This is a genomic window from Collinsella intestinalis DSM 13280 (genome assembly GCF_000156175.1).
Classification (GTDB): domain Bacteria; phylum Actinomycetota; class Coriobacteriia; order Coriobacteriales; family Coriobacteriaceae; genus Collinsella; species Collinsella intestinalis.
The window spans coordinates 213247-238984 of the sequence record NZ_GG692710.1 but is presented as its reverse complement, the minus strand read 5'-3'; the positions used below and the strand labels follow the sequence as shown (position 1 = coordinate 238984).

18 protein-coding genes and 3 tRNA genes are annotated in these 25738 nt (G+C 63.9%); 5 read left to right on the top strand and 16 right to left on the bottom strand.

All coding sequences use genetic code 11. The annotated features are described in order from the left end of the window. Positions 1-7: 7 nt before the first annotated feature. From COLINT_RS01030 to COLINT_RS01000, 7 genes are all read right to left on the bottom strand, one after another. Positions 8-1375, bottom strand: a complete 1368-nt coding sequence (locus COLINT_RS01030) for a bifunctional folylpolyglutamate synthase/dihydrofolate synthase (RefSeq protein ID WP_006722440.1) — start codon at positions 1373-1375, stop codon at positions 8-10. Positions 1376-1384: 9 nt separating this feature from the next. Further along, positions 1385-2194, bottom strand: a complete 810-nt coding sequence (locus COLINT_RS01025) for a formate/nitrite transporter family protein (protein ID WP_039910216.1) — start codon at positions 2192-2194, stop codon at positions 1385-1387. A 77-nt stretch (positions 2195-2271) separates the two neighbouring features. Next, entirely contained in the window at positions 2272-4989 is a 2718-nt protein-coding gene (locus tag COLINT_RS01020) for a valine--tRNA ligase (protein WP_006722438.1), read from the bottom strand. 178 nt (positions 4990-5167) lie between these two features. Continuing rightward, positions 5168-6574: an ATP-dependent Clp protease ATP-binding subunit ClpX gene (gene clpX, locus COLINT_RS01015; protein ID WP_006722437.1), complete on the bottom strand. Its 1407-nt coding sequence runs from the start codon at positions 6572-6574 to the stop codon at positions 5168-5170. Continuing rightward, the gene (locus COLINT_RS01010; protein ID WP_006722436.1) at positions 6574-7194 is read right to left on the bottom strand and encodes an ATP-dependent Clp protease proteolytic subunit; all 621 of its coding nucleotides are present in this window, start codon (positions 7192-7194) and stop codon (positions 6574-6576) included. Before COLINT_RS01010 ends, clpX begins: the two co-directional genes overlap by 1 nt. A gap of 215 nt (positions 7195-7409) precedes the next feature. After that, positions 7410-8705, bottom strand: coding sequence for a trigger factor (tig, locus tag COLINT_RS01005; RefSeq protein WP_006722435.1), 1296 nt, complete (start codon positions 8703-8705; stop codon positions 7410-7412). A 66-nt stretch (positions 8706-8771) separates the two neighbouring features. Next, positions 8772-8856, bottom strand: a tRNA-Leu gene (locus COLINT_RS01000). 214 nt (positions 8857-9070) lie between these two features. Here COLINT_RS01000 and COLINT_RS00995 point away from each other — a divergent pair. After that, on the top strand, positions 9071-10111 hold the full coding sequence (locus COLINT_RS00995) for a PDDEXK family nuclease (RefSeq protein ID WP_006722434.1): 1041 nt from the start codon (positions 9071-9073) through the stop codon (positions 10109-10111). A 387-nt stretch (positions 10112-10498) separates the two neighbouring features. Here COLINT_RS00995 and gdhA read toward each other — a convergent pair whose 3' ends face one another. Continuing rightward, positions 10499-11854 (bottom strand): NADP-specific glutamate dehydrogenase, encoded by a 1356-nt coding sequence (gene gdhA, locus COLINT_RS00990; RefSeq protein WP_006722433.1) that lies wholly within the window; start codon positions 11852-11854, stop codon positions 10499-10501. 213 nt (positions 11855-12067) lie between these two features. Here gdhA and COLINT_RS00985 point away from each other — a divergent pair. After that, positions 12068-12144: transfer RNA gene (locus COLINT_RS00985), tRNA-Pro, on the top strand. Positions 12145-12149: 5 nt separating this feature from the next. Then, positions 12150-12223, top strand: a tRNA-Gly gene (locus COLINT_RS00980). Between the two features lie 81 nt (positions 12224-12304). Here COLINT_RS00980 and COLINT_RS00975 read toward each other — a convergent pair. The 6 genes from COLINT_RS00975 to COLINT_RS00950 all read right to left on the bottom strand — a co-directional run bounded on the left by COLINT_RS00975 (position 12305) and on the right by COLINT_RS00950 (position 21666). After that, a complete protein-coding gene (locus COLINT_RS00975) occupies positions 12305-15589 on the bottom strand; it encodes a sialidase family protein (protein WP_006722432.1) in 3285 nt (1094 codons plus the stop codon). Between the two features lie 199 nt (positions 15590-15788). Continuing rightward, positions 15789-16895 carry a sulfate/molybdate ABC transporter ATP-binding protein gene (locus tag COLINT_RS00970; protein ID WP_006722431.1) on the bottom strand — a complete coding sequence of 369 codons (1107 nt, stop codon included), beginning with the start codon at positions 16893-16895 and terminating at the stop codon, positions 15789-15791. Then, positions 16892-18469 (bottom strand): molybdate ABC transporter permease subunit, encoded by a 1578-nt coding sequence (modB, locus tag COLINT_RS00965; RefSeq protein ID WP_233418304.1) that lies wholly within the window; start codon positions 18467-18469, stop codon positions 16892-16894. The genes COLINT_RS00970 and modB overlap by 4 nt, the downstream gene beginning before the upstream one ends. A 238-nt stretch (positions 18470-18707) precedes the next feature. Continuing rightward, the gene (modA, locus tag COLINT_RS00960) at positions 18708-19577 is read right to left on the bottom strand and encodes a molybdate ABC transporter substrate-binding protein (RefSeq protein WP_006722428.1); all 870 of its coding nucleotides are present in this window, start codon (positions 19575-19577) and stop codon (positions 18708-18710) included. A 184-nt stretch (positions 19578-19761) separates the two neighbouring features. After that, entirely contained in the window at positions 19762-20268 is a 507-nt protein-coding gene (locus tag COLINT_RS00955) for a MogA/MoaB family molybdenum cofactor biosynthesis protein (protein ID WP_039910214.1), read from the bottom strand. 117 nt (positions 20269-20385) lie between these two features. Continuing rightward, positions 20386-21666 carry a molybdopterin molybdotransferase MoeA gene (locus COLINT_RS00950; protein WP_006722426.1) on the bottom strand — a complete coding sequence of 427 codons (1281 nt, stop codon included), beginning with the start codon at positions 21664-21666 and terminating at the stop codon, positions 20386-20388. Positions 21667-21865: 199 nt separating this feature from the next. Here COLINT_RS00950 and COLINT_RS00945 point away from each other — a divergent pair, with 199 nt between their 5' ends. After that, positions 21866-23224, top strand: a complete 1359-nt coding sequence (locus tag COLINT_RS00945; protein WP_006722425.1) for a chloride channel protein — start codon at positions 21866-21868, stop codon at positions 23222-23224. Continuing rightward, positions 23221-24198 (top strand): diacylglycerol/lipid kinase family protein, encoded by a 978-nt coding sequence (locus COLINT_RS00940; protein WP_233418303.1) that lies wholly within the window; start codon positions 23221-23223, stop codon positions 24196-24198. The genes COLINT_RS00945 and COLINT_RS00940 overlap by 4 nt, the downstream gene beginning before the upstream one ends. A gap of 12 nt (positions 24199-24210) precedes the next feature. On the opposite strand, the gene COLINT_RS00935 is transcribed toward COLINT_RS00940, so the two are convergent. Next, the gene (locus COLINT_RS00935) at positions 24211-24543 is read right to left on the bottom strand and encodes a peptide chain release factor-like protein (protein ID WP_411402340.1); all 333 of its coding nucleotides are present in this window, start codon (positions 24541-24543) and stop codon (positions 24211-24213) included. 108 nt (positions 24544-24651) lie between these two features. Then, entirely contained in the window at positions 24652-25623 is a 972-nt protein-coding gene (locus tag COLINT_RS00930) for an alpha/beta fold hydrolase (RefSeq protein ID WP_006722422.1), read from the bottom strand. Positions 25624-25738 lie beyond the last annotated feature (115 nt).

Here is a 25738-nt window from a genome sequence, read left to right as displayed (position 1 = left end):
ATCGCCCTTACCTGAGCAGACCCGCGACCTCGCCCGCAAGCGTGATGGTGCCGGCCGCGATGACAGGCTCCCCCGCCTCCGTGAGGGCGTCGAGCGCCTCGCGAACCGAGGGGTAGATGGCGATGACATCCGTATGCGGACGATTAAGCGCGTCGAGCTCACCGTAGACGAGCTGGGCGAGCTCCCCCGCAGGCAGGGCGCGATCGCTCGCCGTGGCGCTCACCACGATACGGGGAAACTCCGGCACGAGCACATCGAGGATGCCCCGTACGTCCTTGTCCGAGAGCGCGGCGACTAGAAGTACGGGCCGCGCTTCGCGCTCAGGCTCGGCCTCGCGAACCGCATTGATGAAATTCTCGCAGCTCTGCGGATTGTGGCATGCATCGACCAATACGAACGGCTCAGGGCGTACCACGTCGAAACGACCCGGTATGGGACAGGACTCGAGAGAGACGGCGAGCGAGGACGCATCGAGCGGGCGGCCCAGATACCCTTCCGCCAGCGCTATGGCACAGGCGGCGTTCTGCGGCTGGTAAGCGGGTTTGTGCATTGAGACCTCGTACGTGGAACGAGCGGTCTCGGTCGAAAACGAAACTGCGCTGTCGATGCCCACGGGCAATTCGATGACCATATGCTCTACAACCCAGGGCACGACACCGCAGGCGTCGCAACGTGCGCGCATCACGCGCTCGACGCTCGGCTCGTGCGTGCCCTCGCCGAGCACGACCGTGCGACCGGGCTTGATGACGGCGGCCTTCTCGCTCGCGATCTCCTCGAGCGTATCGCCCAGGATATGCGTGTGATCGAGCCCGATGCCCGTGATGGCCACGGCCACGGGGTCGGTGGCGCTGGTGGCGTCCCAACGACCGCCCAGGCCCACTTCGAGCACCGCCACATCGACTCTCGCCTCGGCGAACACGACCATGGCAGCCGCAGTCAGGAGGTCGAACGGCGTGATGGTGTAGGTCGGCTCGCCCGAGGCTGCGCGGCGTTCGTTCACACGACGGCCCGCCTCTGCGGCAGCGGAGACGCCGTGCGCGAATGCAGAGGGGCTCACCACGCCGCCATCGACCTCCATGCGCTCCTCGTAGCGCACGAGCTGGGGAGAGGTGTACAGCGCCGTTCGCAGCCCCTCTCCGCGCAGAATCGCCGCGGTGAACCGAGTGGTCGACGTCTTGCCGTTGGTTCCCGCAACCTGGATGCAATCGAAGTATTCGTCGGGCCGACCGAGCTCATCGAGCATATCGATGACAGTCTCAAGCAGCGGGCCCGCCTCGCCGACGATCTTTCCGGTGTCGGCGGCGATTGTCACCGCCCGCTCGTAGGAAAGCTCCTCGAACCCGAACGGCACGACATAGGCACCTTCGCGCTTCATATCAATCCCCTATTCGCGCACATCGCGGCCGTAGACGAACCAATAGGCGGCCGCCACAGCCGCACCTCCCACAATGTTGCCGAGCGTGACGAACATGAGGTTGGATACCATGCCCGCAAGCGGGATCGCACCGACGCCCAGCATGGACTGTGCGGCAACGCCCAAAGGAAGGAAGAACATGTTCGCAACGGAGTGTTCGAATCCCAGCACCACGAAGGACACGACCGGTAGAATCGTCGCGGCGAGCTTGTCGCACACCGTCTTGCCGGCACTGCCCATCCAAACGCCCAGGCACACAAGGACGTTGCACAGGACGCCGCGCGCAAAGGCGGTCACAGGGTCGAGCGAGGCCTTGGAGAGTGCGACGGCATAGGCGAGCTCGCCCACCGAACCCTCCTGCATGGAGAGGAATCCCGAGGCGAGAAGCAATGCGACGGCGAGCAGCGCGCCCACGGCGTTGCCCGCGTACACGACGGCCCACTTGCGGACCATCTTCATCATCGGGTACCGACCGTCGAGCGCGCCGATGAGCATGAGGCAATTGCCCGTGAACAGCTCGGCACCGGCGACGAGCACGAGAAACAGACCCAGGCAAAACGCCAGACCGCCCAGGATGAGCGACACCGACGGCGAGAGCGTGGAATCCGCCCGGACCATCAGCATGAAGGACGCACCGAGCGCTACGAAGGCGCCCGCGAGGATCGCGAGCACAAACGCCCTCCCACGCGTAAGCTTGGCCTTGGCGAACCCGATGTGGACGAACGGCTCCTGAGTCTTAGCCGGCGGCAGCATAACCGTGCCCGTCTCGTTTTCAGCCATCATTTCCCCCTGTTCCGTATGCAACACAAACCCCGCCGCAACCGATGCGGCGGGGCTCGAATCAACGTATGGACCGATTACTCGAAGTCGGCGAGCTGGGCCTTGACCGCAGCGATGGTCTCGGTGAGCTCGGCGGCGCGCTCGCGCTTCTTGGCGACGACCTCGGGCGCGGCCTTGGCGATGAAGCCCTCGTTGCCCAGGGTGCGCTCGGCGGCGGCGAGCTCCTTCTCCGCCGTGGCAAGCTCCTTGTTCAGGCGGGCCTTCTCGGCGTCGAAGTCGACCAAATCGCCCACGACGACATAGGCGTCGAAATCGGCGCCGGCAAGTGCGATGGCGGCAGCGGGCTTCTCAAAGCCCTCGGAGGCGCACACGGAAAGCTCGCTGATGTTGGCCAGTCCGCAGATGAAGTCGGCCATGCCCTCGATCGCCTCGGCGACCTCGGCGCTCGCAGCCTTGACGACCACGGGCAAAGCCTCCTTGGGGCTCAGGCGGTAGCGAGCGCGGGTGGAGCGGGCATCAGACACGACGGCGCGGGCGAGCTCGAAGGAGCGCTCGGCCTCCTCATCGATGAAGCGCTCGAAGGCCTCGGGCTCGGGCCAGGCGGCGACCATGAGGGCCTCGGCGCGCTCGATGACGCCGCCCTCGTTCATATCCAGCCAGCTGGCGGGCATCTGGTCCCAAATGGCCTCGGTGACGAACGGCATGAGCGGGTGCATGAGGCGCATCGACGCATCGAGCACGAAGATCAGGTTGCGCTGGGCCTGCAGGCACGCCGCATCGTCCTTGAGGCGGGTCTTGGTGACCTCGACGTACCAGTCGCAGACCTCGTTCCAGAAGAAGTTCTGGACGCCGCGCGCCATCTCGCCGAAGGTGTACTTCTCAATACCCTCGGTCACCATGCGCGTGGCCTTGGCCAGTCGGCTGAACATCCAGGCATCGGCCGCGGTCTCGGCGACGGGCTCGCCCGGGGTGTAGCCATCCATGTTCATGAGCAGGAAACGGCTGGCGTTCCAGATCTTGGTGACAAAGGAGCGGGCCTGCTCGGTACGGGCCGAACCCTTGAGGGCCTTCGTCTTCTTGTCGATATCGGCGTCGAACTTGACGTCCTGGTTGGTGGTGCACAGCGTGAGCAGGTTATAGCGCATGGCATCGGCGCCGTACATGTCGATGAGATCCATGGGGTTCACACCGTTGCCCTTGGACTTGGACATGCGGCTGCCGTCCTTGGCAAGGATCGTGGGGTAGATCACGACGTCATGGAACGGGACCTCGTCGAGGAAGTACAGCGAGCTCATGACCATGCGGGCGACCCACAGTGCGATGATGTCGCGCGCGGTGACGAGCGCCGTGGTGGGATGATGGCCCTCGAGTTGCTCGGGATGCTGCGGCCAGCCCTGCGTGGCAAAGGTCCACAGCTGGGAGCTGAACCAGGTGTCCAGCACGTTCTCGTCCTGGTGGACATGGGTGCAGCCGCACTTGGGGCAGACCGTCACGTCGTCCATGCAGGCGTCCTCCCAGCCACACTCCTCGCAGTAGAACACGGGAATGCGGTGGCCCCACCACAGCTGACGGGAGATGCACCAGTCTTTCAGGTTCTCCATCCAGGTGGTGTAGGTCTCGGTCCAGCGGGCCGGGTGGAAGGTCACGCGACCATCCTGGACGGCCTTGAGCGCGGGCTCCTTGAGCTTGTCCACGGCGACGAACCACTGCTCGGAGAGCCAAGGCTCGAGCGTTTGGTCGCAGCGGTAGCAATGCATGACGGAATGATCGTGCTCATCCACGTGATCGAGCAGGTCGTGCTCCTCGAACCACGCCAGGACGGCCTCACGGCACTCGTCGCGCGTCATGCCGGTGAACTCGCCATAGCCCTCGACGACGACGGCATGCTCGTCGAAGATGTTGATCTTCTCCAAGCCGTGAGCCTCGCCCATCGCATAGTCGTTGGGGTCGTGCGCCGGGGTGACCTTGACAAAGCCGGAGCCGAAATCCGGGTCAACGTGCCAATCGTCGAAAATCGGGATCTCGCGGTCGACGATGGGCAGCTTGACCGACTTGCCCACGAACGCCGCCTTCTCGGGGTCCTTGCTCGAAACAGCGATACCGGTATCGCCGAGCATGGTCTCGGGGCGCGTGGTGGCGACGACGATGTACTCCTGGCCGTTGACCGGCTCGGTCAAGGGATAGCGCAGGTGCCAAAGGTGGCCCTTCTCGTCCTTGTACTCCGCCTCGTCATCGGAGATGGCGGTGGTGCAGTCGGGGCACCAGTTGACGATGCGCTTACCGCGATAAATCAGGCCGTCGTGGTACCAGTCGCAAAAGACCTTGCGGACCGCCTCGGCGTACTCGTCATCCATGGTGAAGCGCTCACCATCGAAGTCGACGGAGCAACCCATGCGCTTGATCTGCTCGACAATGGTGCCGCCGTACTCGTGCGTCCAATCCCAGCAGGCATCGAGGAACTTCTCGCGCCCGATCTCCAGGCGGGAAACGCCCTCGCTCTTCAGCTTCTTATCCACCTTGGTCTGCGTGGCGATACCGGCGTGGTCGGTGCCGAGAATCCAGCGGGTGGAGCGACCGCGCATGCGGGCCATGCGAACGATGGCGTCCTGGATGGAGTCGTCCGTGGCGTGACCCATGTGCAGGATGCCGGTGACGTTGGGCGGCGGGATGGTAACGGTGCAATCGCCCACGCCCTCGCGACGCTTGTAGTAGCCGCCGTCGAGCCACTTCTGCAGGATAGCCGGCTCGTTGACCGCCGGATCGTAGTTCTTGGGCATCTCTTCTGCCATAGCCATGCTCCCGAAGAGTCGAAGTTTGCGTAATTGCTCAACAGGATAGCACGTGGGAGATGCGCTTTGGAGGCTGGCGCGCCATTGCTCACGGGCAAATCCCGTCAAGGCATCAAAAGAAAAACGGCTGGCACATGGCCAGCCGTTTCAAAGATAGACAACGCATGCATGCGCGTCGAAGATGCTAGTCGAGGTCGATATCGGACCCGGCATAGACGCGACGCGGCTGCTCCTCGCCGCGAACCGCCGCGGCGGTAACGACGACACGGAGAACGCCCTCCTCGCTCGGGAGGTCGAACATGGTCTGCTGGAGCAGCTCCTCGCAAATCGAACGCAGACCGCGGGCACCGGTTTTGCGCGCGAGTGCCTTCCTGGCGATCTCGTGCAGCGCGTCGGGCTCGAATACGAGCTCCACGCCCTCGAGGGAGAACATGCGGCGATACTGCTTGACCACGGCGTTCTTGGGTTCGGTGAGGATACCCACAAGATCGTCCTCGGAAAGGGCCTGGGTCTGCGTGATGACCGGCGTACGGCCGATGAACTCGGGAATCATGCCGAAGTTGTTGAGGTCCTCGGGCAGCACCTGCCTGAGCAGGACGTTCTCGTCCTTGGACGTGGGGCCGGCGATCTCGGAGTTGAAGCCGATGCCCTGGTTGCCAACGCGATCGGAGATGATCTTGTCGAGACCCACGAAGGCTCCGCCGCAGATGAACAGGATGTTCGTGGTGTCGATCTGCAGGAGCTCCTGCTGCGGGTGCTTGCGCCCGCCGGTGGGCGGGACGCTCGCGACAGTGCCCTCGAGGATCTTGAGCAGCGCCTGCTGCACACCTTCGCCGGAGACATCGCGCGTGATGGAGAGGTTCTCGGCCTTGCGGGCGATCTTGTCGATCTCATCCACGTAGATGATACCGATCTGCGCGCGGTCGATATCGCCGTCTGCCGCGGTGATGAGCTTGAGCAGGATGTTCTCAACGTCCTCGCCCACATAACCGGCCTCGGTGAGGGCCGTGGCGTCGGCGATGGCGAAGGGAACCTCGAGCACGCGGGCCAGCGTCTGCGCGAGCAGCGTCTTGCCGGTGCCCGTGGGGCCGAGGAGCAAGATGTTGCTCTTGGCAAGCTCGACATCCTCGTCGACGGCATGGGCGCCCAGGGAATCCTCGACGGTATCGCCCATCAAAACGCGACGATAATGGTTGTACACAGCCACGGACATGGCGCGCTTGGCGTCCTCCTGGCCCATGACATACTGGGACAGCGCGTCGTAGATCTCGTGCGGGGTGGGCACGCGGGTGATGATGCGCTCGGCGGTCTCGCGCATGGTGGGGGCCGGCGCCTCATCCTCGTCCATATCGAAATCGCCCATGGGCTCGGCGTGATTCACGTAAGAGCCAAAGGCACGCATCATCTCGTCCTGCGCGAACGACTGCTCGAGGATCTCGTTGCAGGCCTCGACGCATTCATCGCAGATGAACATGCCATCCTGGCCCTTGACGAGCTTGCGAACCTGCTCCTGGGTCTTACCGCAGAACGAGCAGCGAACCTGGCCGTCGCCCTCCATGCCGGCGGTGCGGCCGAACTCGTCGCCCGCCATTAGCGCTCGCTCCCGGAGTCGTTGCGGGACGTGACGATGCGGTCGATGAGGCCGTACTCGAGGGCCTGCTCGGCACGGAGGTAGTTGTCGCGCTCAGTGTCGCGCTCGACCTGCTCGAACGGCTTGCCGGTGCAATCGGCGAGAATCTGGTTCAGGGTATTGCGGGTCTCGCGGATCTCACGAGCGGCGATCTCGATTTCGGTCTGCTGGCCCTGGGCGCCGCCGCTGGGCTGGTGGATCATGATCTTGGAGTGCGGCAGGCTGAAACGCTTGCCGGGGGCGCCGGCGGCCAGGAGGACGGCGGCCATGGAGGCGGCCATACCGACACAGATGGTGGAAACGTCGGGCTTGATGTAGTTCATCGTGTCCAAGATGGCCAGACCGGAATAGACCTCGCCACCGGGCGAGTTTATGTAGAGGGAGATGTCCTTCTCGGCATCCTGGCTCTCGAGGTGCAGAAGCTGCGCGATGACCAGGTTGGCAGTCACCGAGTTGACCTCCTCGCCCAAAAAGACGATGCGGTCGTTCAGGAGACGGGAGTAGATGTCATAGCTGCGCTCACCGCGAGGGGTCTGCTCGATGACGTAGGGCACGAGCGCGGAGTCGATGCGATTGATCATATGGCTCCTTTCGGGTTGTGCGGCGCATATGCGACGCGAGGCAAGTTCGGCATGTGCGGACGACGTGCGCCCGCGAGATAGAAACATACGGTGCCCTACCTCGACTTCGCGCGGTTGGGCACCGTAAGAACTTCAGCCGTTCAGCTGTGTATGATACACGTTTTCGCGGACACAAACTTGCATGCGCCGCATCACGTGATGGAGAGCCCTAAGGGTTACTCGGCCTTGGCCTCGGCGGCGCGAGCAGCCTCGTCAACCTCGGTCACCTTCGCGTTCTCGACCAGCCAGTCAACGGCCTTGGAGCGACGGATGGAGTCGCGGACGGCGGGCATGCGGCCATCGGCGACGAACTGGGCCTTGGAGGCCTCGACGTCCTCAATGCCGGCGCGCTCGAACTCGCCGTCGACGTCCTCAGCGGAGACCTCGACCTTGAGCTCACGGGCGAGGGCATCCAGCGCGAGGGACTCACGGGCGACGTCGTTGGCCTGACGGTGCAGGTCGGCGATGAAGTCCTCGGAGCTGATGCGGTTGGCCTGCAGCCAGCCGTCGAGGCTCATGCCGCGGGCGGAAAGGCTCTGCAGGAAGTTCTGGCCGAGCTCCTGGAAGACGGACTGCTCGTAATCCTCGTCCATCTCGTCGAGCTGGAGACGCTCGGCGAGCTTGGCGACGCAGCGGTTCTCCTTGAGTTGGGGAAGCTGGGAGGACTTGTCGGACTCGATCTCGAGCTTCACGGCGTCGCGCATGGCGTCCACGCCGTCGAAGCCGAAGTTGGTCTTCGCGAACTCATCGTTGAGCTCGGGGAGCTTGCGCTCCTTGACGCCCTTGACGGTGACCTCGACGGAAGCCCCCTCGGCACCCTCGACCTCGGGGGTCCAGGAGATGGTCTTGGTCTCGTCGACGTTCATGCCCAGCAGGCCCTCGTCGAACTCCTTGGGCAGGTGACCGGCGCCCATGGCGATGACGCGGCCCTCGCCGGCGAGCGCCTCGGCGTTCGCGACGTTCTTGATGTCGACGGTCACGTAGTCGGAACCCTCGACGGCGCGCTCGACGTCCTCGAAGGTGGCGTGGTAACCCATGAGCATGTCGACCTGCTGGTCGATCTCGGCCTCGGTGACCTCCGCGGGGGGCATCTCGATCTCGACGGCGTCGTAGGAGGAGAGCTCAGCGGACGGGCGCAGGGTGAACTCGACGGTGTAGGTGTAGTCGGTGCCATCGGCGCACAGGTCGATCTCCTGGTAATCGCCCTCCTTGACGGGGACGATGTCCAGCTCGTTGAGGACGTTGCCCTCGTTGGAGCCGATCAGCTCGTTGGTGGCCTGCGCGAGCACGGCGTCCTTGCCCAGGGCGGAATCGATCACGGGACGGGGGGCCTTGCCGGCGCGGAAGCCGGGGAAGCGATACTGCTTGGCGGCAGCCTTGTAGGCCTTCTTGATGATGGCGTCGACGTCGGCGGCCGGGATGGTGACCGTAGCGGTGAGCTTGGCGTCCTTCACGTCAGAAGTGATGTTCAACGTTCCTCCTCTAATACACTCGGCAAGGATTTGGGTGCCGATCCCTTGATACCTTGTGTGCGCGACTGGTGCGGGCGAAAGGACTCGAACCTTCACGGGAAAGCCCACTGGAACCTAAATCCAGCGCGTCTACCAATTCCGCCACGCCCGCAGCTGGTCACACAGGCGAACATAATAGCAAAAAGGCCGTTTTCGTGTACGTGAGCATAAAAGTGGACACATTGCCGCACCGACCCTGCACATCCATCGCATACAGTGGCTCCCGCATGGGTACAGTATGAAAACAACAAACTTGTTGTCGCCTTGCTCCTTCTGCCCTCCGTCGCAAGGCACACGGAAGGCCCGTCGTGCGGGGAGGGACTGTTATGGAGCAAACAAAGCACACCGTCGTGTTGTCGGGGGTTACAGCCCTGCGCGCCCTGAGGCGCGAAAGGCGTATTTCAAGTCAGATCACGTGGGGCCCGGTCGAGCTGAACGAGCAAATCGATGCCATGAGGCGCGCAACATGCCTGTCCAGCCTCATCGATCTCGAAGATCTTGAGCGACTCGGCATCCTTGTTGAAAACGAGCGGATCGACCTTGCCGTCGGACGCATCGCAAAGCGCACGGCAACCCCTCCCGTAATCGCCCATTGCATCGGAAACCTTGGAGAGGGCGGGCTGATGCGCATAGCCAAAGAGCTGTATGCCCTATCTCCCGCCGCACTTACGCTCGACCTCGCCCGCGACTCATCGTTCGAAGGACTTCTCGCCCTGATGGAAGAGCTCTCCGGCAATTGGTCGTTACCTGAACGGCCCCTCGGAACCAACGAGCTGGATGACAGTCTTGATTTCATTGATAAGCCGTGCGGCTACTACGAGAGCGCTCCCGCCCTCGACCTCGAAGAGCTCCGGTCTTTTCATGCAGCAGCCACGCGCATGCGCGGCCGAAAGGCGGCAGAAACGGCAGTGAAATACGCGGTCGGGGGAAGCCGCTCGCCAATGGAAGCAATTATGAACTGCGTCTTCGCGCTCCCACATGAATACGGCGGACTCAACTGCAGGCCCGTCGAAACCAATCGTAAGATCGCAATGGACGAAACGGCGCACGCACTCTCGGGCCTGCCCTACGTTATCGCGGATGCGTATCTGCCCCGGTTCAATACGATCTTGGAATACAACGGCTCATACCACGACGACGCAACGATCAGGCGCCGTGACGAAGCCCGGACACTCGGACTTATGTCGATGGGCATCGACGTATACCGGCTCAACAGCGACCAGCTGAGAGACCCGAACGCGCTCGAGGCTATTGCGCGTATGATCTACCGAAGATCGGGAAGATTTTTCAGGCCCAGGGCAAAGTGCTATCAACAAAAACACCTGCAATTACTCAACGGGCTTAGAAAAGCCTTTGGCCTGAATTAAATCAGTGCCAAAAGACTGTGGTTAGAGGCCCCGATTGCCAAATTCGACCAAAGTGTAACCATCGGATGTCGAGTTTAGAGCCGCCAAGCCAAAAAAATTGAACGTTCGAAGCTCTGACGTCCAACTTTGGCGCACCAATACCCAGAATATCTTCTAAATTGCCGGCAATAAGATGGCAAGCAGCGCCCTTCGCTAGGCATCGGTCACACATCTGTCGAATTTGACAGTACGAACCAGGTCCGCAGACGCGCGCTCAAGCGACCAAGGGGGGCAAAGGCGTGCGAGCCCCGGCCACCCACAGAAACCGACATTCGACGCAAAACTCCCGCCGATGAGACAAACGCTCCATCGGCGGGAGAACCAAAAGGTTAAATCAACTAAAAATGACTACACGATGCCCTGGGCCATCATGGCGTCGGCGACCTTTTTGAAGCCGGCGATGTTGGCGCCGACCATGTAGTTGCCCTCATAGCCGTACTCGGTGGCCGCATTGTCGCAGGCATGATAGATGCCGCGCATGATGCCCTCGAGCTTGGCGTCAACCTCTTCGAAGCTCCAGGACAGGTGCTCGGCGTTCTGGCTCATCTCCAGACCGGAGGTCGCCACGCCGCCGGCGTTGGCCGCCTTGCCGGGCATGAACGCGACGCCGTTCTCGATGAGGTAGTTGGTGGCTTCGGTGGTCGTGGGCATGTTGGCGCCCTCTCCCACCACCTTGCAGCCGTTCGCCACGAGCGCCTGGGCGTCCTCGAGCAGAAGGGTGTTCTCACGCGCGCAGGGCAGTGCGATATCGCAGGGAAGCTGCCAGACACCGCGGCCGTCCTCGGCATGCCACACGGCATTGGGACGGGCGTCGACATACAGGGCGAGGCTCACACCGCGGTCGTTGCCGGAGCGCTTCTTGTTGTAGATGTCCTCAAGAACCTTGTAATCGATGCCCTCGGGATCCTCGATCCAGCCCTTGGTGTCGGAAGCGGCGATGACCTTGCCGCCGAGCTGGGTCGCCTTCTGGACGGCATAGATCGCCACGTTACCGGAGCCGTGCACCACGACGGTCTTGCCCTCGAAGGAGTCGTTGTGGCACTTGAGATACTCATCCACGAAATAGACGAGGCCGTAGCCGGTCGCCTCGGTGCGGGCGAGCGAACCGCCGAAGGAGAGGCCCTTGCCGGTGAGCACGCCGGTCCACTCGTTCTTGAGACGCTTGTACTGACCGAACATGTACGCAACCTCACGGCCGCCCACGCCCAGGTCGCCAGCCGGGACATCGGTGTTGGGGCCGATGTGGCGGTAGAGCTCGGTCATGAAGGACTGGCAGAAGCGCATGATCTCGTTGTTGGACTTGCCCTTGGGGTCGAAGTCCGAGCCGCCCTTGCCGCCGCCCATAGGCAGCGTGGTGAGTGCGTTCTTGAAGATCTGCTCGAAACCGAGAAATTTGAGCATGCCGAGGGTGACAGTGGGATTGAAGCGCAGGCCGCCCTTGTACGGGCCGATGGCGGAGCTGTACTCCACGCGGAAACCGCGGTTGACCTGGCACTTGCCCTCGTCGTCGATCCAGGGGACGCGGAACATGATCACGCGCTCGGGCTCCACGAGGCGCTCGAGCAGACCGGCGGCCTCATAGGCGGGATTGTCGTTGACGGCCGGGGCGATCGAGGTCAGGACCTCGTCGGCGGCCTGGATGAACTCGGGCTGATCGGCGTAGCGCTCGTGCAGCTGGGCGATGACCCTATCGGTATAGGTCATGATAGTGCTCCTCAGAAGTGGGAATTCTCTTGCGCTGCATATGGTACTACGGCGGCATAAAGCGATTAGGGAGAAGGGCTCTAGGTTTCGTAGTGGTTTCGAAACGTCATGTGCTCAATTGTCGGCAACCGTTGCCGAAGTCGCGCGGGTACTCTATAATCGCTAACGCCTTGGGATAAGCAGGGTCTTGGTACCCCAGCTGCTCAGCACCTTCGGGACGTGGCGCAGTTTGGTAGCGCGCCTGCTTTGGGAGCAGGATGTCGCAGGTTCAAATCCTGTCGTCCCGACCATACATGCGGGCGTAGTTCATCGGTAGAACCTCAGCCTTCCAAGCTGATGAGGCGGGTTCGACTCCCGTCGCCCGCTCCAGGAAACGTTATGGGCCCGGTACCGTTGTGGTGCCGGGCCCTTTTCCATCAAATGGCACCGTTTTCGAACCCGGCCCTGTCACTAGCGCTTGCGGGACCTGAGGCCAAGACCGCCGATCAGCGCACCAAGGGCGGACACGCCGGCGGCCATAACCGCGGGGTCGCCGGTCTGGGGAAGCTCGGAGCCGGGCTTTGCGGAGGCGCTGTGGGACCCGCCATGCTGCCCGCCGTCATGACCCTGACCGCCAACCTGGCCCTGACCGGAGTCCTGCTCCTGGCCCTCCGGGCCCAATTGCCCATTACCCTGCTCATTTCCCTGACCCGTGCCCTCAGGGAATTCAGGGGTGGGGTCACCAGGAACCGTGATGCGATGGACAGTGCCACCCACCAGGACATCCGTCGTTCCGGGACCCACGGCCGTGACCTTGAGTCGGTACTGGACGCGATCGGGGTCGACCTTGGCGACATGGGCGTACTCTCCCGCCCCCTCGCGTGCGGGATTCAAAACGTAGCGAGCGTCCCCCACCTTTGCGACGATCAGGTAGCTCTCTCCGTCCTCAAGCTCCGAAGCGGAGGCGACGCGCTCGTACCCGGGGATTTCGGACGCACCCCGCGCTTCCCCGGCGAGCTTCCACAGCTCAAATGCATCACCGGCTCCACAGGAGTTACGACAGCGGTCGAACTTCGCCTTTCCATCGCGCCAAAAATGCAGATGAGCTCCACTCACTTTGTCGTCGAGCTGACCGCGGTCGTATAGCTTGAACGTACCGTCATCATTCGATTTGAGCTCGATGGGATGAGATTGAGCCTTGTTGGGGCTCAGCATCTTGCCACCGGACAGGTTCAGGTACACCCGCTCACCGGCAGCCGTCTTCCCGGAGATGGCCCATGCATCATCTGTCTTCTCGAACGTGTAAAGCGCCGAGCTCAGGCGCGCCACGCCCTCGGCAAAGGAGGGATCCGAGCCCAGAGCCGCCGCCGGCTCGCCCCAAACCTCGACAAAGGGAGCCTGAGTCATCTCGACTCGCGCCACCGAGACATCGGGTTTGCGCTCGATCGTGCCGGCGGATACAGGGATGAACACTTCCTTTCCCTGCTCTACCTTCACTTCCTCCAGCGCAGAGGGGGCGACTGTGACCACGTACTCGATGCCCGAAGCCGCATCGGTGAAGGTAGCTTCCCCCTCCTTGAGGCCTTCGATTGTCAACGTCGCCGTACCGTCATCGTTTTTGTCGAGCTTGATCTTGGCGATGGAACCGTCAACGCCCCCAAAGCCGGAGAACGAAGCGGCGACCTTCATCTTGACCGACCCGTACAGCGGGACTGAGACCGCACGCTTGTTGGAAACCTCCGCACCCGGAGCGATTTGGGCCATCTCGAAGTGCGTGAAGTTCGAGGCGTCGCCCTCGCCTTCCCAGAGCAGATCGACGGAACCGTCCGTCCGCTCGGTCAGACAGGAGTAGGCGAACCGCCCCTTGGCATCGGGCACCTCATGACTGTATTTCCACTCGATGCTGCCGTCTTCACCGACGAGGCCGACGTATACCTTTCCGTTTGCGCGACTGCTCCCCGTGGGACACGAGAGCAGAATCGCCGGCTTGCCGTCGATGAGCTTGGAATACTTGAGCGCGCTGATCTGGCAGCCGGTGTAGACGTCTATGCCGGAATCGCGCAGGCTCCTCTCCTCTTCCCACGTGGCACCGCCGTCGTGCGAAACCGCATACCAGCCGTGGCGCGCGAACAGATAAAGGACGCCGTCGACTTCGACAACCGTCGACTCCGATGTCTGGCACTGCAGGGAGGTGCTGCGCTTCCAGGTAACGCCGTCGTCGGAATAGATGACGCTGGCATTGCCATCACCCTTGCCGCGGATGAAGGTATAGCACGGGAGCACGATGCGGCCGCCCGACGTCACCAGGCCGCGACCCGGCCCCACGCCGTAAAACGCCGCGTTGCCGCCGGGCAGATTGGTGCGAACCTGCTCGTTCAGCATGAGCGGATCGGTCCACGTCGCCCCTGCGTCATTCGAGCTGATGAGCCACAGGTACGACGTCGCCATCACGTGGAGTTCCGCCTTGTAGAAAAACACGTTTTGCTGCACGAAGGCGGAGCTGCCAAGCTGCTGGCAATAGAGCGGGTCTTTATTCTGATCATAGAGGTAGTAGTGCCGGTCGACATACCGCTCGACCGCGCCCCCATCCTTCCGGTAGACGGGCGCGAGACCGTCGGCGGCGAAATCGCCCACATAGTGCGTATATCCCTCGCCCTGCTCGGCACCCACCTTGCGCTGCTCGCTCGGCACCGGCGAAGCAAAGAGCACGAGGCGCTGGCGCCCGTCGATCTGAACGTATCCGCTGCCGTTGACGGGGTCTTGGTGCTTTGCCGTGTTGAGCGCGACGCCGCCGGGCCATAGGTCGACCATCATGTAGGTCGTATCGCCCTTCTGGGCCATCACCGGGTCGATGAACGCGGTCGCCTCGTTGCTAAAGGCGTCGACGGAGTCGGGGAAATAGTTGGGGAAGTTGAAGGACCAGGTCTTTCCGCCGTCCGTCGAGCGGCTGAAGATGGTGTCCAAACCGGCGGCATCGCCCACATGGTTCCAGCGAGCGTCGATGGCAGCGAGCAGGCTGCCGTCCTTGTGCGTGATGAGGGACGGGATGCGGAAGTTCTTGCTTCCGCCCGTATTGGGGGCGAAGGGGCGATCTTGGGTGGTTCCCGTGGTCAGCTTGCGGTTCGGCACAACCTCCGGCAGCACCTCGACGCGCTGATAGAACAGCACTTCATACGGCTTATCTGCAGAGGTCCAACCGCGGTCGTTATGCATGAGGTACCGAGTCGCTCCCTCGACCTGCGCGCTCACAACGTATCCGCCATGCTCGCCGGGGGCGATGGAAAGCACCTGGGGAGTCGTACGCGCCTCTCCCCCGCCCTTGGTCAGGTTGAGGTAGACATCCTCGACATTCGACTTGATCGCATAGCCGCCCTCTACTGCAGAGACCGTCCACTCATGCTCATGCTTGTCCGCATGCCCGCCAATCGTGCAGTCGACCGGCGTCAGCTTGTCGGCGGCACTCCCGACCTGGCAACGATCGAGTTTTGGGTTGCCAGCGGTCAGGTGCAAGATGCGCTGTTTTTGACCGGCAGGGGCATCAGAGGAGACGAGCGTGTACGTCTGACCCGATTCAATTCCCTTCGTCACCTTGTGAAACTCATTCGTCTTGGGCAGGTTCGCGGTTGAACCCACGCGCTCGACAGCCGCCACGGGTCCATCCACCTCGGCGGCGATCGCCAGCGCAGGTGTCCACGACAACGCGAGCGCCGTCCCCGCAGTCAAAGCCGCAAGGGCGATTCGACGTTCCTTGACCATGCAATCCTCCAAGCCGCGGCCCTTCGGCCGCGAAACACTCGGTCGACACAACGTCATTAACTTATTTTCATAGTCGTTAAGTTGGCATTTGTTTTAGGCAAACGGCGCCAGCCCGCCGATAAGCGGCTACAGATGTAGCTTAGCGCAGGTCATAAGGGGTGTTATACAATTTGAGAAACGCAAAAGGACGCCGAACGCGTCATCGATTCACCAAGAGCAGCCTGCTCGCATCGAAGTGCAGACGAAGCGTCTCGCCCGCCTCGGGCAGAGAACCCGTGGGCGCATCGAGGATGTCGACCTTCCATTGGATGCGGGACCGCGACCCCCCGAGTGGCGGCTCAAGAAGCACCAGCCGCTCGAATCGTGCATCGCTCACACGCGCCACGTGCAGATCGAAGCTGTTGCGCCCGAGCTCACCTGCCGCACGAGCACGGTCGCGGTGAATATGCCGGGCACGGACGCCGAGGTAGGCCACGTCATCGGGGACCTCGCGGCCCATGTCGAACGTCATGCCCCAATCAAGCGCCTCGACCACCGTGTCAGACACCTTGCGGGCCCGCGAGGTGTTCTTGCACCCCGTAAGCCTCATGCCTGCCAGCGTTTGCGGACGCGCGATCAACTCCCCTGCCGTCCCGCTCTCCTCCACGCGGCCGTTATGCATCACGCAGATGCGATCGCATAGGCGGCACGCCTCGTCGATATCGTGACTCACGTAGAGCACCGTACGGTCCACCACGGAGAACACGTCGAGCAGGTTTTGCTCGAGCGCGCTCTTGAGATATGAGTCCAACGCCGAGAACGGCTCGTCGAACATGAGGATCCCCGGACGAGCGGCAAGCATGCGGGCAAGCGCGACGCGCTGCTGCTGGCCGCCGGAGAGCTGTGTGGGGAACCGATCCGCAAAGGTGGAGACGCCGAAAATCTCGAGGAACCGTAGTGCCCGAGACTCGCGCCTCGCAGCCTCCCCGTCCATGCGGCCGCCCAGTCCGAGTCGCGGCCCCGCCATACCGGCGCATACGTTCTCAAGCACCGTCATATGCGGGAACAGCTGGTAATTCTGGAACAGCAAGGCCGTCTTGCGCTCCTGCGGCGAGAGGTTCACCCCCGCCTCGGAATCGAAGAAGGTCACGCCGTTCACCACGATGCGGCCCTCGTCCGGGGTCTCCACGCCGGCGATGCAGCGCAGCGTGAGGCTCTTGCCGCACCCGGATGCCCCGAGTAGGGCCACGCGCTCCTCCCCCACCTCAAGGGCGACGTCGAGCGTAAAACCCGGGTACCGTTTCTTAATCGCCATGCTCAGGCTCATGCCGCACCGTCCTCAAATAGCTCGCGCAGAGCGGACAGGTCGATGGCAGCCGCATCTCCGCCCGTCGATTCCAAATCGTCGACGACCATGTCCGCATCGAAACTCGTGATAGCCGCCGCGCGGGACCCGCCGGCATCCGCCGCCGCGCCCGCCGACGAACGAGCGAGGGCATGACCGCGCGTCTTCTCTCTCACTCCCCCGCGTGCGACGACCCCTACATGCGCACCGTCGCGGTACCCCTGATGGCGCGCGGTATATGCGTTGATGCCCCAGACCACCAGGAAGCTGAACGCGATCACGACCATCACCCAGAACAGGGCAACGGCGGTATTGCCGCCCATCCATTCGAAGTAGATCGCGATGGGAATCGTCTGGGTGATGCCCGCGTAGTTGCCGGCGAAAAACAGCGTACAGCCAAACTCGCCCATAGCTCGAGCGAAGGCGAGCACGGTTCCGGCCGCGATGGAGGGCCAGGCAAGCGGCATCATGAGCCTGCAAAAGATTCGCACCTCAGACCAGCCGAGCGTGCGGGCGGCGTCGATCATGCGCCCGTCGAGCGACTCGAATGCGCCGAGAGCCGTGCGGTACACGAGCGGGAAGCTCACCACGATGGCCGAGATGACCGCCGCCTCCCACGTGAAGACGATCGTGATGCCGTGCGCTATGAGCCAGCGGCCCACGGCCGTGGATTGCCCGAACAGCATGAGCAGCAAAAAGCCGCAGACCGTGGGGGGCAGCACCATGGGAATGGTGAACACCGAATCGAGGACGCCCTTGAGACGACTCGACGTGCCCATGACGCGCCATGCGGCGAACAACCCCAACGCAAAGGAGATGGCCAGCGCCAGGCCGCTGGTCTTGAGCGATACCCAAAATGGGCGGTAATCGATGGACGAGAAGAAGGCGAGGGCCTCTCCGACAACGCCCGGATCGTCTTTGGCGACCATGTTTCCCGCATCGACAACCTGGGCGAAATCGCACCACAACACGCCGTCGCCCAGGTCGACGCCGGCGGCACGCGCCGCATCCAGACCGGCCTCGCCCTCCTCGGCCTTCGCCAATGTCACAGTCACATAGCGCGCGCCGTCATCGCCACGCGCATCGAAGCGATACCGAAAGGCACCGGACACGCACTCGGAATCAGTCACGAGCCTGAGAGGCACTTCTCCCTCCGAGAGCAGGGCGCCGCCCATGCTGCCGGCCTCGTCGAGCGCGCAGACCATCGACCACAAGGCAGATAGGTCCGCGCCGCTCGGGTCATCCAGATCGAACATTGCCGCGACCTCGCGATCGACGTGCAAGAGTACCTCACCGGGCGCGCGGACAACCACCAAGCCGGCAGAATCCGAGATTGGAAGTCGATAGCCTTCGGGCGCACCCTCGGACGCACGGGCCGTGCCTTTGGCGAGGCGCTCAAATCCGATGATGCCAAACGAGGCGCCATCCACTCGAGCGGAGTCATCTGCGAGGATCTCCACAGTCTGTTGTTCGGGAGCCTCGAGTACCGTCGGGACGGCCATGGCGGAGACCGGCATTGCAGCGGCAGCGACCATCAACACGCACGATACGATCACGACAGGGGCCAAAACCCATGAACGCGCCGCGCGGCCGCCGACGAATCGCCGAAGCGCGCCGACCCGTCGCACGATGCCGCCTGCGCAACCCCCGCAAAGATCCCAACTATCTCGGCCCATGCCCATATGGCACGCTCCTACCCTCGACATGAATAAGGGCGGTCACCGGGACCGCCCTCGAACCTACGCATAACACGCGCCCCCGGCATCAGTATGCCAGAGGCGCGCGGGGAAGCACTTACGCAAACAGCTCGAAGCCGTACTTGGCCCAAACCTTCTGAGCCTCGGCATCGTTCATGCAGAAGTCGAGGAAGTCGGCCGCTGCTTTAGCATGCTCGCTCGAGGCGGCAACGGCACCGGGGTAGACGATGGGCTTATGGGAATCCTCAGGGCAGACAAAAGCCTGCTCGATGCCGTCGTAGCGAAAGATGTCAGAGCTGTAGACAAAGCCGATGGTCGCATCGCCGGTGGAAACGTACTTGGCGGCGGTGCCCACCTTGTCGGCCAGGGCGACGCAGCTAGCAAACTCGGGCGCGTACTCGCCGTCGTCACCGGCGGCGCCGGTATACAGGCCGATGGTGTTCAGGGCCTGGTTGGCGTACTTGCCGGCCGGGACGGTCACGGCATCGCCGATGGCGACCTTGCCCTCGATGTTCTTCACATCCTCGAGCGAGGCGATCACGGCACCGGAACCCTCCGCCTTCACGACCACCAGATCGTTCACGAACATGTCCAGGCGCGTGGCCTCGTCGACGAGCCCGCCCGCGACGGCGTCATCCATGGTGCCCTTGGAAGCGGTGATCAGGGCGTCGGCCTGGGCGCCGGCACGCATCTGCTCGATGAGATCGCCAGATGCCTTGAACTGGGTGTCGGCAAAGGTCACGCCGGTCTTCTCGGTGTAGAGGGCCTGGACCTCGGGCATGGCCTTCTCGAGGGAATTGGCTGCGAAGATCTGCAGCTCGACGGCCTTGGCGGGAGTGGACCCGGCGGTATCGGCGGGCTTGGCGCCGCAGCCGGCGAGCGTGCCGGCGAACAGAGCGGTGAGGCCGAACGCGACGAGCGAGCGGCGCGACATAGCGCGGGCGGGCGTGTTGAGCGTCTTTTCCATCTTTGCGGTCCTCCTACAACCGTCTCAATTTGTACCTGTCCCTAAATGGAACAAATGGGATATCCACGTGAGCGCAACCCCGATCGGACCCGGTCATGAAAGAAGGGGTGCAGCCGGGCCGCCCCCCCTTCGAGTCGATCATATTATATTCGTTCGAGAATAATACTCTACTGAGAATAATGTATTAATGCCCGCCACCGGCCGCCATCTTCATGGCGTGCTCGAGTTGGTCGGACACGGCCTCCCAACATTCCCGCGCGGCCTTGGTGGAGCCCGGGAAATTGATGACGAGCGCCAGGCGGCCGGTGAACGATCCATCCGAGCCGCGCACCAGGCGCTGCATGCAACGAGCGCGCGAGAGCATGGCACGACGGGTCTTTGCAAGCGAATACGCGCGGATCGCCTCGGCGATGCCGGGCACGTCACGCTCGCAGACCACGGCCGTGGCCTCGGGCGTCACATCGCGGGCAGACAGGCCCGTACCGCCGCAGGTCAGGACGATATCCACACCGAGCTCATCGGTCGCGGCGCGGATGGCGTCCGAGATGTCGCGCGCATCATCACAAGCCACCACGTGAGAGACGACGTGCCAGCCCGCGCCCTCGATGAGCCCGACAAGCGCGGAGCCGGCCTCATCCTGCTCGATGGTGCGCGTATCAGAGCAGGTCACGATCGCGAACTTGATATCCATGGAAACCCCCTTCGGCGCCGACGCCCCCGTCGAGCGCGTCGTTTGGAACATGAGGAACGGGCAGACGTCGTCCTTTTCGAAGGACGAAGCCCACCCGGGGCGCACGAGGCAGACGGACTACAGGACCGTGCCCTCGGGCACGTCGTAGCGCAGGACCGCAACGGCCTCCCCCGCGTCAACGCGACCGGCATCCTCATCGAGCATGACCAGGCAGTTGCCCCGATGCAGGTCCACGAGCAAGGCGGAGTTTTGCGTGGGTGCCTGCATCACCTCGAGCTCGCCATCGGCACCGGCTCGCTCCACGCGCGCACGGTTGTACGCGGCGCGGCCCGGGCGCTTCTTGATGCCATGGGTGGCGCGAGCCTCCTGAACGGGACGCGCGAGCTCCGTATGCCCCATCATCTTGCGCAGCGCCGGGCGCACGAACAACTCAAAACCCACGAACGCGCCGGCGGGGTTGCCCGAGAGGCCGAAAAACGGCGTCTCGCCCAGCAGGCCAAAGGTCACGGCTTTGCCCGGCTTGATGGAGACGCGGTCGAAGAGGACCTCGCCTTCGCGCTCGATGAGCGCCGTCACATAGTCGTAATCGCCGGCGGACGCGCCGCCGGACGTCACCACGACATCGCACTCAGACGCCGCGCGACGGACGAGCTCGCAGATACGCTCCTCGTCGTCGGGCGCGATGCCGTAGAACACGGGCTCTGCGCCCGCCTCGCGGGCCGACGCCATGAGCGCGGGCCCGTTGACATCTCGGATCTGGCCGCGCGCGGGAACCGCACCGGCATCGACGAGCTCGGTGCCGAGCGAGATGATGCCCACGCGCGGGGCGCGATGCACCGGCACGAACGCATGGCCGGCATTGGCAAGTAGACCCGCGCCCGCCGGCGTCACGACCTCGCCGGCGGCCATGACCACATCGCCCGCACGGGCCTCGAGACCTGCGGCGCGGATATTCTCACCGGGCTTTGCCGGCGCGGCAAACGACACGCGCGAGCCCTCGTTGCCGTCGCCCTCGAGCACCTCGACGACCTCGTACTTCACCACGGCGTCCAGGCCCTCCGGTACCGGCGCGCCCGTCATGATGCGCACGGTCTGGCCGTGGCCGACCTCGCCCTCGAAGACATGGCCGGCCGCCTCGTGACCCACGACGTCGAGCACGACGGGGCCGTCGGCCGTGGCGGCGGCGAGGTCGGCGGCATGCAGGGCATAGCCGTCCATGGCGCTGTTGGCGAAGGGTGCCAGATCGATGTCGGTCTCGATGTCGGCCGCCAGCGGCAATCCCGCGGCCTGCCACGCCGGCACCTCGCGCACCTCGGTGGAGCGCATGCATCCGAGCACGATGCGGCGCGCCTCCTCGACTGGGATCATGTTCGCATCGGGATTCTTTCCGCGAGCCATACCTCGCCCCTTCCCTCGTTTTGACGCGCCATCCACCGTCGTTCATCCGACGTGATATACGCGCCCGTATATTCTCAATAGAGAATAGTGTATGGACCGCCGTTTGCCTATGGACAAGGCGCCCACCCACGCAAAGCCCCGACGGCCAAGGGGCGTATACTGGACGCATTTGACGGAAACGAGATCCAGGGGAGGCGTCATGCCCAAGCGCATGCTCGAAACGGCTCAGAAAGAGCTCAAGCGCGGTGCCCACGGCGTGGGCGCGCAGGCGCGTCGGGGCGCGGGCAACGCCTGTGCGAGTGCGCGCGTGTTGGCGCTCAGCATCCTCGCCTCTGCCCTCATGGGCGTCGCGGGCTGGGCGTTCCTCGCCGCCCTCGACATGGCCACCACAACGCGCGAAGCCCACGCATGGCTGTTCGCCCTGCTCCCAATCGTAAACGTCGCGACAGCCTGGCTCTACCGCAACCACGGCCTGCGCGCGCAGCGCGGCAACAACCTCGTCATCGACAGCACCATCACCGGCACGCCGATCCACGTTCGCATGGCCCCGCTCACCTTCCTGTGCTCCACCGCAACGCATCTGGCCGGCGGCTCGGCCGGACGCGAGGGAGCCGCGGTGCAGATGGGCGGCACCATCGCGAGCAATGTGGCGAGCCTGTTCCACGTAGAGGGCCACGATCGACGCGACCTCATGATGGCCGGCATCTCCGCGGCGTTCGGCGCGGCGTTCGGCACCCCGCTTGCCGGCGCATTCTTTGGCATGGAGATGTGCTTCGTGGGCAAGATCGACTACAGTGCCGCGCTCTACTGCCTGACCGGATCGTTCGTCGGCAACGCCGTGAGCCGCGCGCTGGGAAGTCACTTCGTCTTCCAATCCATCGCACGCGTTCCGGCGATGGACGCGCGCACCATCGCCATCGTCATCGCCGCCGCCGTGGTGTTCGGCCTGGTGGCCCGACTGTTCACCCTCTGCATCCGCACGGTCAAGCGCCTGTACGCACGCCTCTTCACCAACTACCTGGCGGCCGCCGCGACCGGCGGCATCGTGATCGCCGTGCTGTTCTTGTGCCTCGGCATGGCCCCCTACGCCGGCCTGTCCGAATGGATGGTCGGAGCAGCCTTCCGAGGCGAGACCACCCTCGTCGATCCAGTCGCCAAGCTCGGCATGACCGCGCTCACCGTTGGCGCGGGCCTGCAGGGCGGCGAGGTCACGCCGCTGTTCGGCATCGGCGCATCCCTGGGCGGATGGATCGGCCAGGTCACCATGGGCGATCCGAGCCTCGTGGCGGCGCTCGGGATGGTCGGCGTGTTCGGCGCGGCCCTCAACGTGCCCATCACCACCATCATGCTCGGAATCGATATGTTTGGCGCTCAGGCAGCTGGGTATTTTGTCATCGTCGGCTTTGTGAGCTATCTCGTGGCGGGGCACGCGGCCGTATACCCGGCACAGCGCATCGTGACCCCCAAGCGAAGGGGGCTCAAGGACGACGCCGCCCTTACCGTCGAAGGTGCCCTCGAGCGCCATCGCCGCGAACTCGAGGAGCTGATGGACGAGTGAACGTGAACCGCATGGACGCCCTCGGGCGAGTGCTGATCGTGGTGAATCCCGCGGCGCAAAGCGGTGCCGCGGCGGGAGCGGCCGAGCGCCTCAAGCGATTCCTCACCATGTACTGCCATCGCGAGGCCTTCGACATCGCGCAGACCGAGCGCCCGCGCCATGCGACCGAGATCGCGGCCGGTGCGGCGGAATACGACACCGTCATAGCGCTCGGCGGCGACGGCGTGGTGCACGAGGTCACCTGCGGTCTCATGCGCATCGAGGAGGGCAGGCGCCCCACCCTCGGCGTGATTCCCGTGGGCTCGGGCAACGATTTCGCACGGACGCTTGGCCTCACCGATGTCACGGATGTCTCGGGCACGGATTTCTCCCCGCTTTTGACGAGCTCGGCGGCGCCCATCGACGTACTCGAAATCACCTGCCGCTCCCATAGCGGCGGAACGACCCGCACATGGACGGAATACGCGGTGCAGACCGTCTCGTTCGGCCTCGACGCCGCCATTGCCATCGACACGCATGCCATGCGCAAAATCACGGGCCTGACCGGCGCCCCGCTCTATCTGGCAAGCGGCCTCAAGGCATTCGGACGCGACTACCGCGATTTCCCCGCCCACGTCCGCTTCGACGGCGGCGCCGAGAAACGCGTCCGCGCGATCATCTTCGCGATTCAAAACGGCCCGACTTACGGCTCTGGCTTTCGCATCTGCCCGCAGGCGGACCCCTGCGATGGATTGTTCGATGTGTGTTACGCCACCGGCCCGGTGCCGCGCGCGGTGGCATTGCCCGTCTTTCTCTCGGCTAAAAACGGCGGGCACACGCACAACCCGCATGTGCATCTGCAGCGTGCAAAACGCGTCGATCTCGTATTTCCGAGCCCGACCTACCCCATCCAACTCGACGGCGAGCAAGTGGGTGCAGCCGAGATGTCAATCGAGGTGCTCCCCTCGGCGCTCAGCGTGCTCTGGCCGAGGTAGCCGCTACCTCGATCACTCACTCCCGTCATAGCGCCTGCGCGCCGCCTTGATCCGTGCCCGATGGCGTTTGTCGGCAAGCCTTCGGGCCTTGGCCGCCTTGCCGGGCTTCGTCGCCACACGCTTCTTGAAAGGACGCGCCCTGCGGGTGAGTTCCTCTTTGAGCTTACGCAGGCAGCTCGCCCTATTCTGAAACTGGCTTCGGCTCTCTCGCGCCGTGACCACGATGCCGCTCGGAACATGGCGCATGCGCACCGCGGAATCCGTGGTATTCACGCCCTGACCTCCGGGTCCAGATGCCCGAAAAGCCTGGATATCGCAATCGCGAACGAGCTCGTCGATCGGCATCGACGCCCATTTGGCATAACGCTCGCGAGAAACCCGCGCATCATCCATTTCGAGCGCCCCCTTCCAGCGACGCGGCACAGCCCCATGCGACCGACCCAAAGGAACGGCCTAGAGCCCCTGGCGCTCCAGCCAAGCGAGCACGTCGCGATGAACCTCGCCCTTGACGGGCTCGTTCAAAATCTCATGGCGCATGCCGGGGTAAAGCTTCTCGGTCACGCTCTCAACGCCCGCCTTGCGATACATCTCCGCCGCGCGATGAACGCCGGCGCCGCACTCGCCCACCGGGTCCTGATCGCCAGACACGAACAACAGTGGCAGCGCATGTGGGACCCTGCGCGCCAAACGCAGGTCCGTGGCGTCGGACACCAAGCTCGTCAGCACGTGATATGCGCCGACGGTGAACTTTTGACCGCACAGAGGGTCGCGCTGGTATTCGGCAACGACCTCGGGGTCGGTGGCGATCCAGTCCAGATCTGTCTCGGCGTCCTTGATGGCCCTGCCGTAGCCGCCGGCACCCATTCCGTCAACGAGCTCGCTCACGTAGCGCTCGCCATGCTTTTTGGCCAATGAACCCGTAAGGGCCTTGCCCGCCGCCGAAAGGGGACGGGGCTGATGACCGGTGCCGCACAGGACGGCGGCGCGCACGCCAAAGGCATGGCGGGTCAGGAACACGCGGGTGATGAAGCTTCCCATGGAGTGACCGAAGATCACGTACGGGATGCCGCTCACCCGCATGTCGCAGCGCTGAGACAGGCGCTCAAGGGCGAGCTCGCGCAGCGTCTGCACATCGGCGACGAGCACGTCCTCGCCGACCTCGAGTGGCATGTGACCCAAGTCCTCGGCGCTCGAGACGCTCTTGCCATGACCTATATGATCGTTCGCGCAGACGGCGAAACCCTGCTCGCAAAGGAAGGAGGCGAAGCCCTCGTAGCGCTCCACGTGCTCGGACATGCCGTGCACGATCTGGACAAGCCCACGGGGCGCCTCGCCCCCCGAGGCGACCTCGTCGGGCTCCCACATGAGGGCGCGCACCGTGGAGGCGTTGTCGCGGCTGGCATAGGTGATGGTCGTGGTCTTCATCGCGTGCTCTCCGGGTCGGGGTATGGTCTCATGGCGCGTGCGCGCATCTCGCTCCTTGTACCCAAAATGAAAGGGAGGGTCGGCGGACGAGGTGAACGGGCGCGGAGACCGACGA

What these genes read in the sequence shown, in the direction of transcription:
- COLINT_RS01030 (WP_006722440.1), bottom strand. Translation starts at nt 1,375, where the DNA reads ATGAAGCGCGAAGGTGCCTATGTCGTGCCGTTCGGGTTCGAGGAGCTT.
- COLINT_RS01025 (WP_039910216.1), bottom strand. Translation starts at nt 2,194, where the DNA reads ATGGCTGAAAACGAGACGGGCACGGTTATGCTGCCGCCGGCTAAGACT.
- COLINT_RS01020 (WP_006722438.1), bottom strand. Translation starts at nt 4,989, where the DNA reads ATGGCTATGGCAGAAGAGATGCCCAAGAACTACGATCCGGCGGTCAAC.
- clpX (WP_006722437.1), bottom strand. Translation starts at nt 6,574, where the DNA reads ATGGCGGGCGACGAGTTCGGCCGCACCGCCGGCATGGAGGGCGACGGC.
- COLINT_RS01010 (WP_006722436.1), bottom strand. Translation starts at nt 7,194, where the DNA reads ATGATCAATCGCATCGACTCCGCGCTCGTGCCCTACGTCATCGAGCAG.
- COLINT_RS00995 (WP_006722434.1), top strand. Translation starts at nt 9,071, where the DNA reads ATGGAGCAAACAAAGCACACCGTCGTGTTGTCGGGGGTTACAGCCCTG.
- gdhA (WP_006722433.1), bottom strand. Translation starts at nt 11,854, where the DNA reads ATGACCTATACCGATAGGGTCATCGCCCAGCTGCACGAGCGCTACGCC.
- COLINT_RS00975 (WP_006722432.1), bottom strand. Translation starts at nt 15,589, where the DNA reads ATGGTCAAGGAACGTCGAATCGCCCTTGCGGCTTTGACTGCGGGGACG.
- COLINT_RS00970 (WP_006722431.1), bottom strand. Translation starts at nt 16,895, where the DNA reads ATGAGCCTGAGCATGGCGATTAAGAAACGGTACCCGGGTTTTACGCTC.
- modA (WP_006722428.1), bottom strand. Translation starts at nt 19,577, where the DNA reads ATGGAAAAGACGCTCAACACGCCCGCCCGCGCTATGTCGCGCCGCTCG.
- COLINT_RS00955 (WP_039910214.1), bottom strand. Translation starts at nt 20,268, where the DNA reads ATGGATATCAAGTTCGCGATCGTGACCTGCTCTGATACGCGCACCATC.
- COLINT_RS00950 (WP_006722426.1), bottom strand. Translation starts at nt 21,666, where the DNA reads ATGGCTCGCGGAAAGAATCCCGATGCGAACATGATCCCAGTCGAGGAG.
- COLINT_RS00945 (WP_006722425.1), top strand. Translation starts at nt 21,866, where the DNA reads ATGCCCAAGCGCATGCTCGAAACGGCTCAGAAAGAGCTCAAGCGCGGT.
- COLINT_RS00935 (WP_411402340.1), bottom strand. Translation starts at nt 24,543, where the DNA reads ATGCCGATCGACGAGCTCGTTCGCGATTGCGATATCCAGGCTTTTCGG.
- COLINT_RS00930 (WP_006722422.1), bottom strand. Translation starts at nt 25,623, where the DNA reads ATGAAGACCACGACCATCACCTATGCCAGCCGCGACAACGCCTCCACG.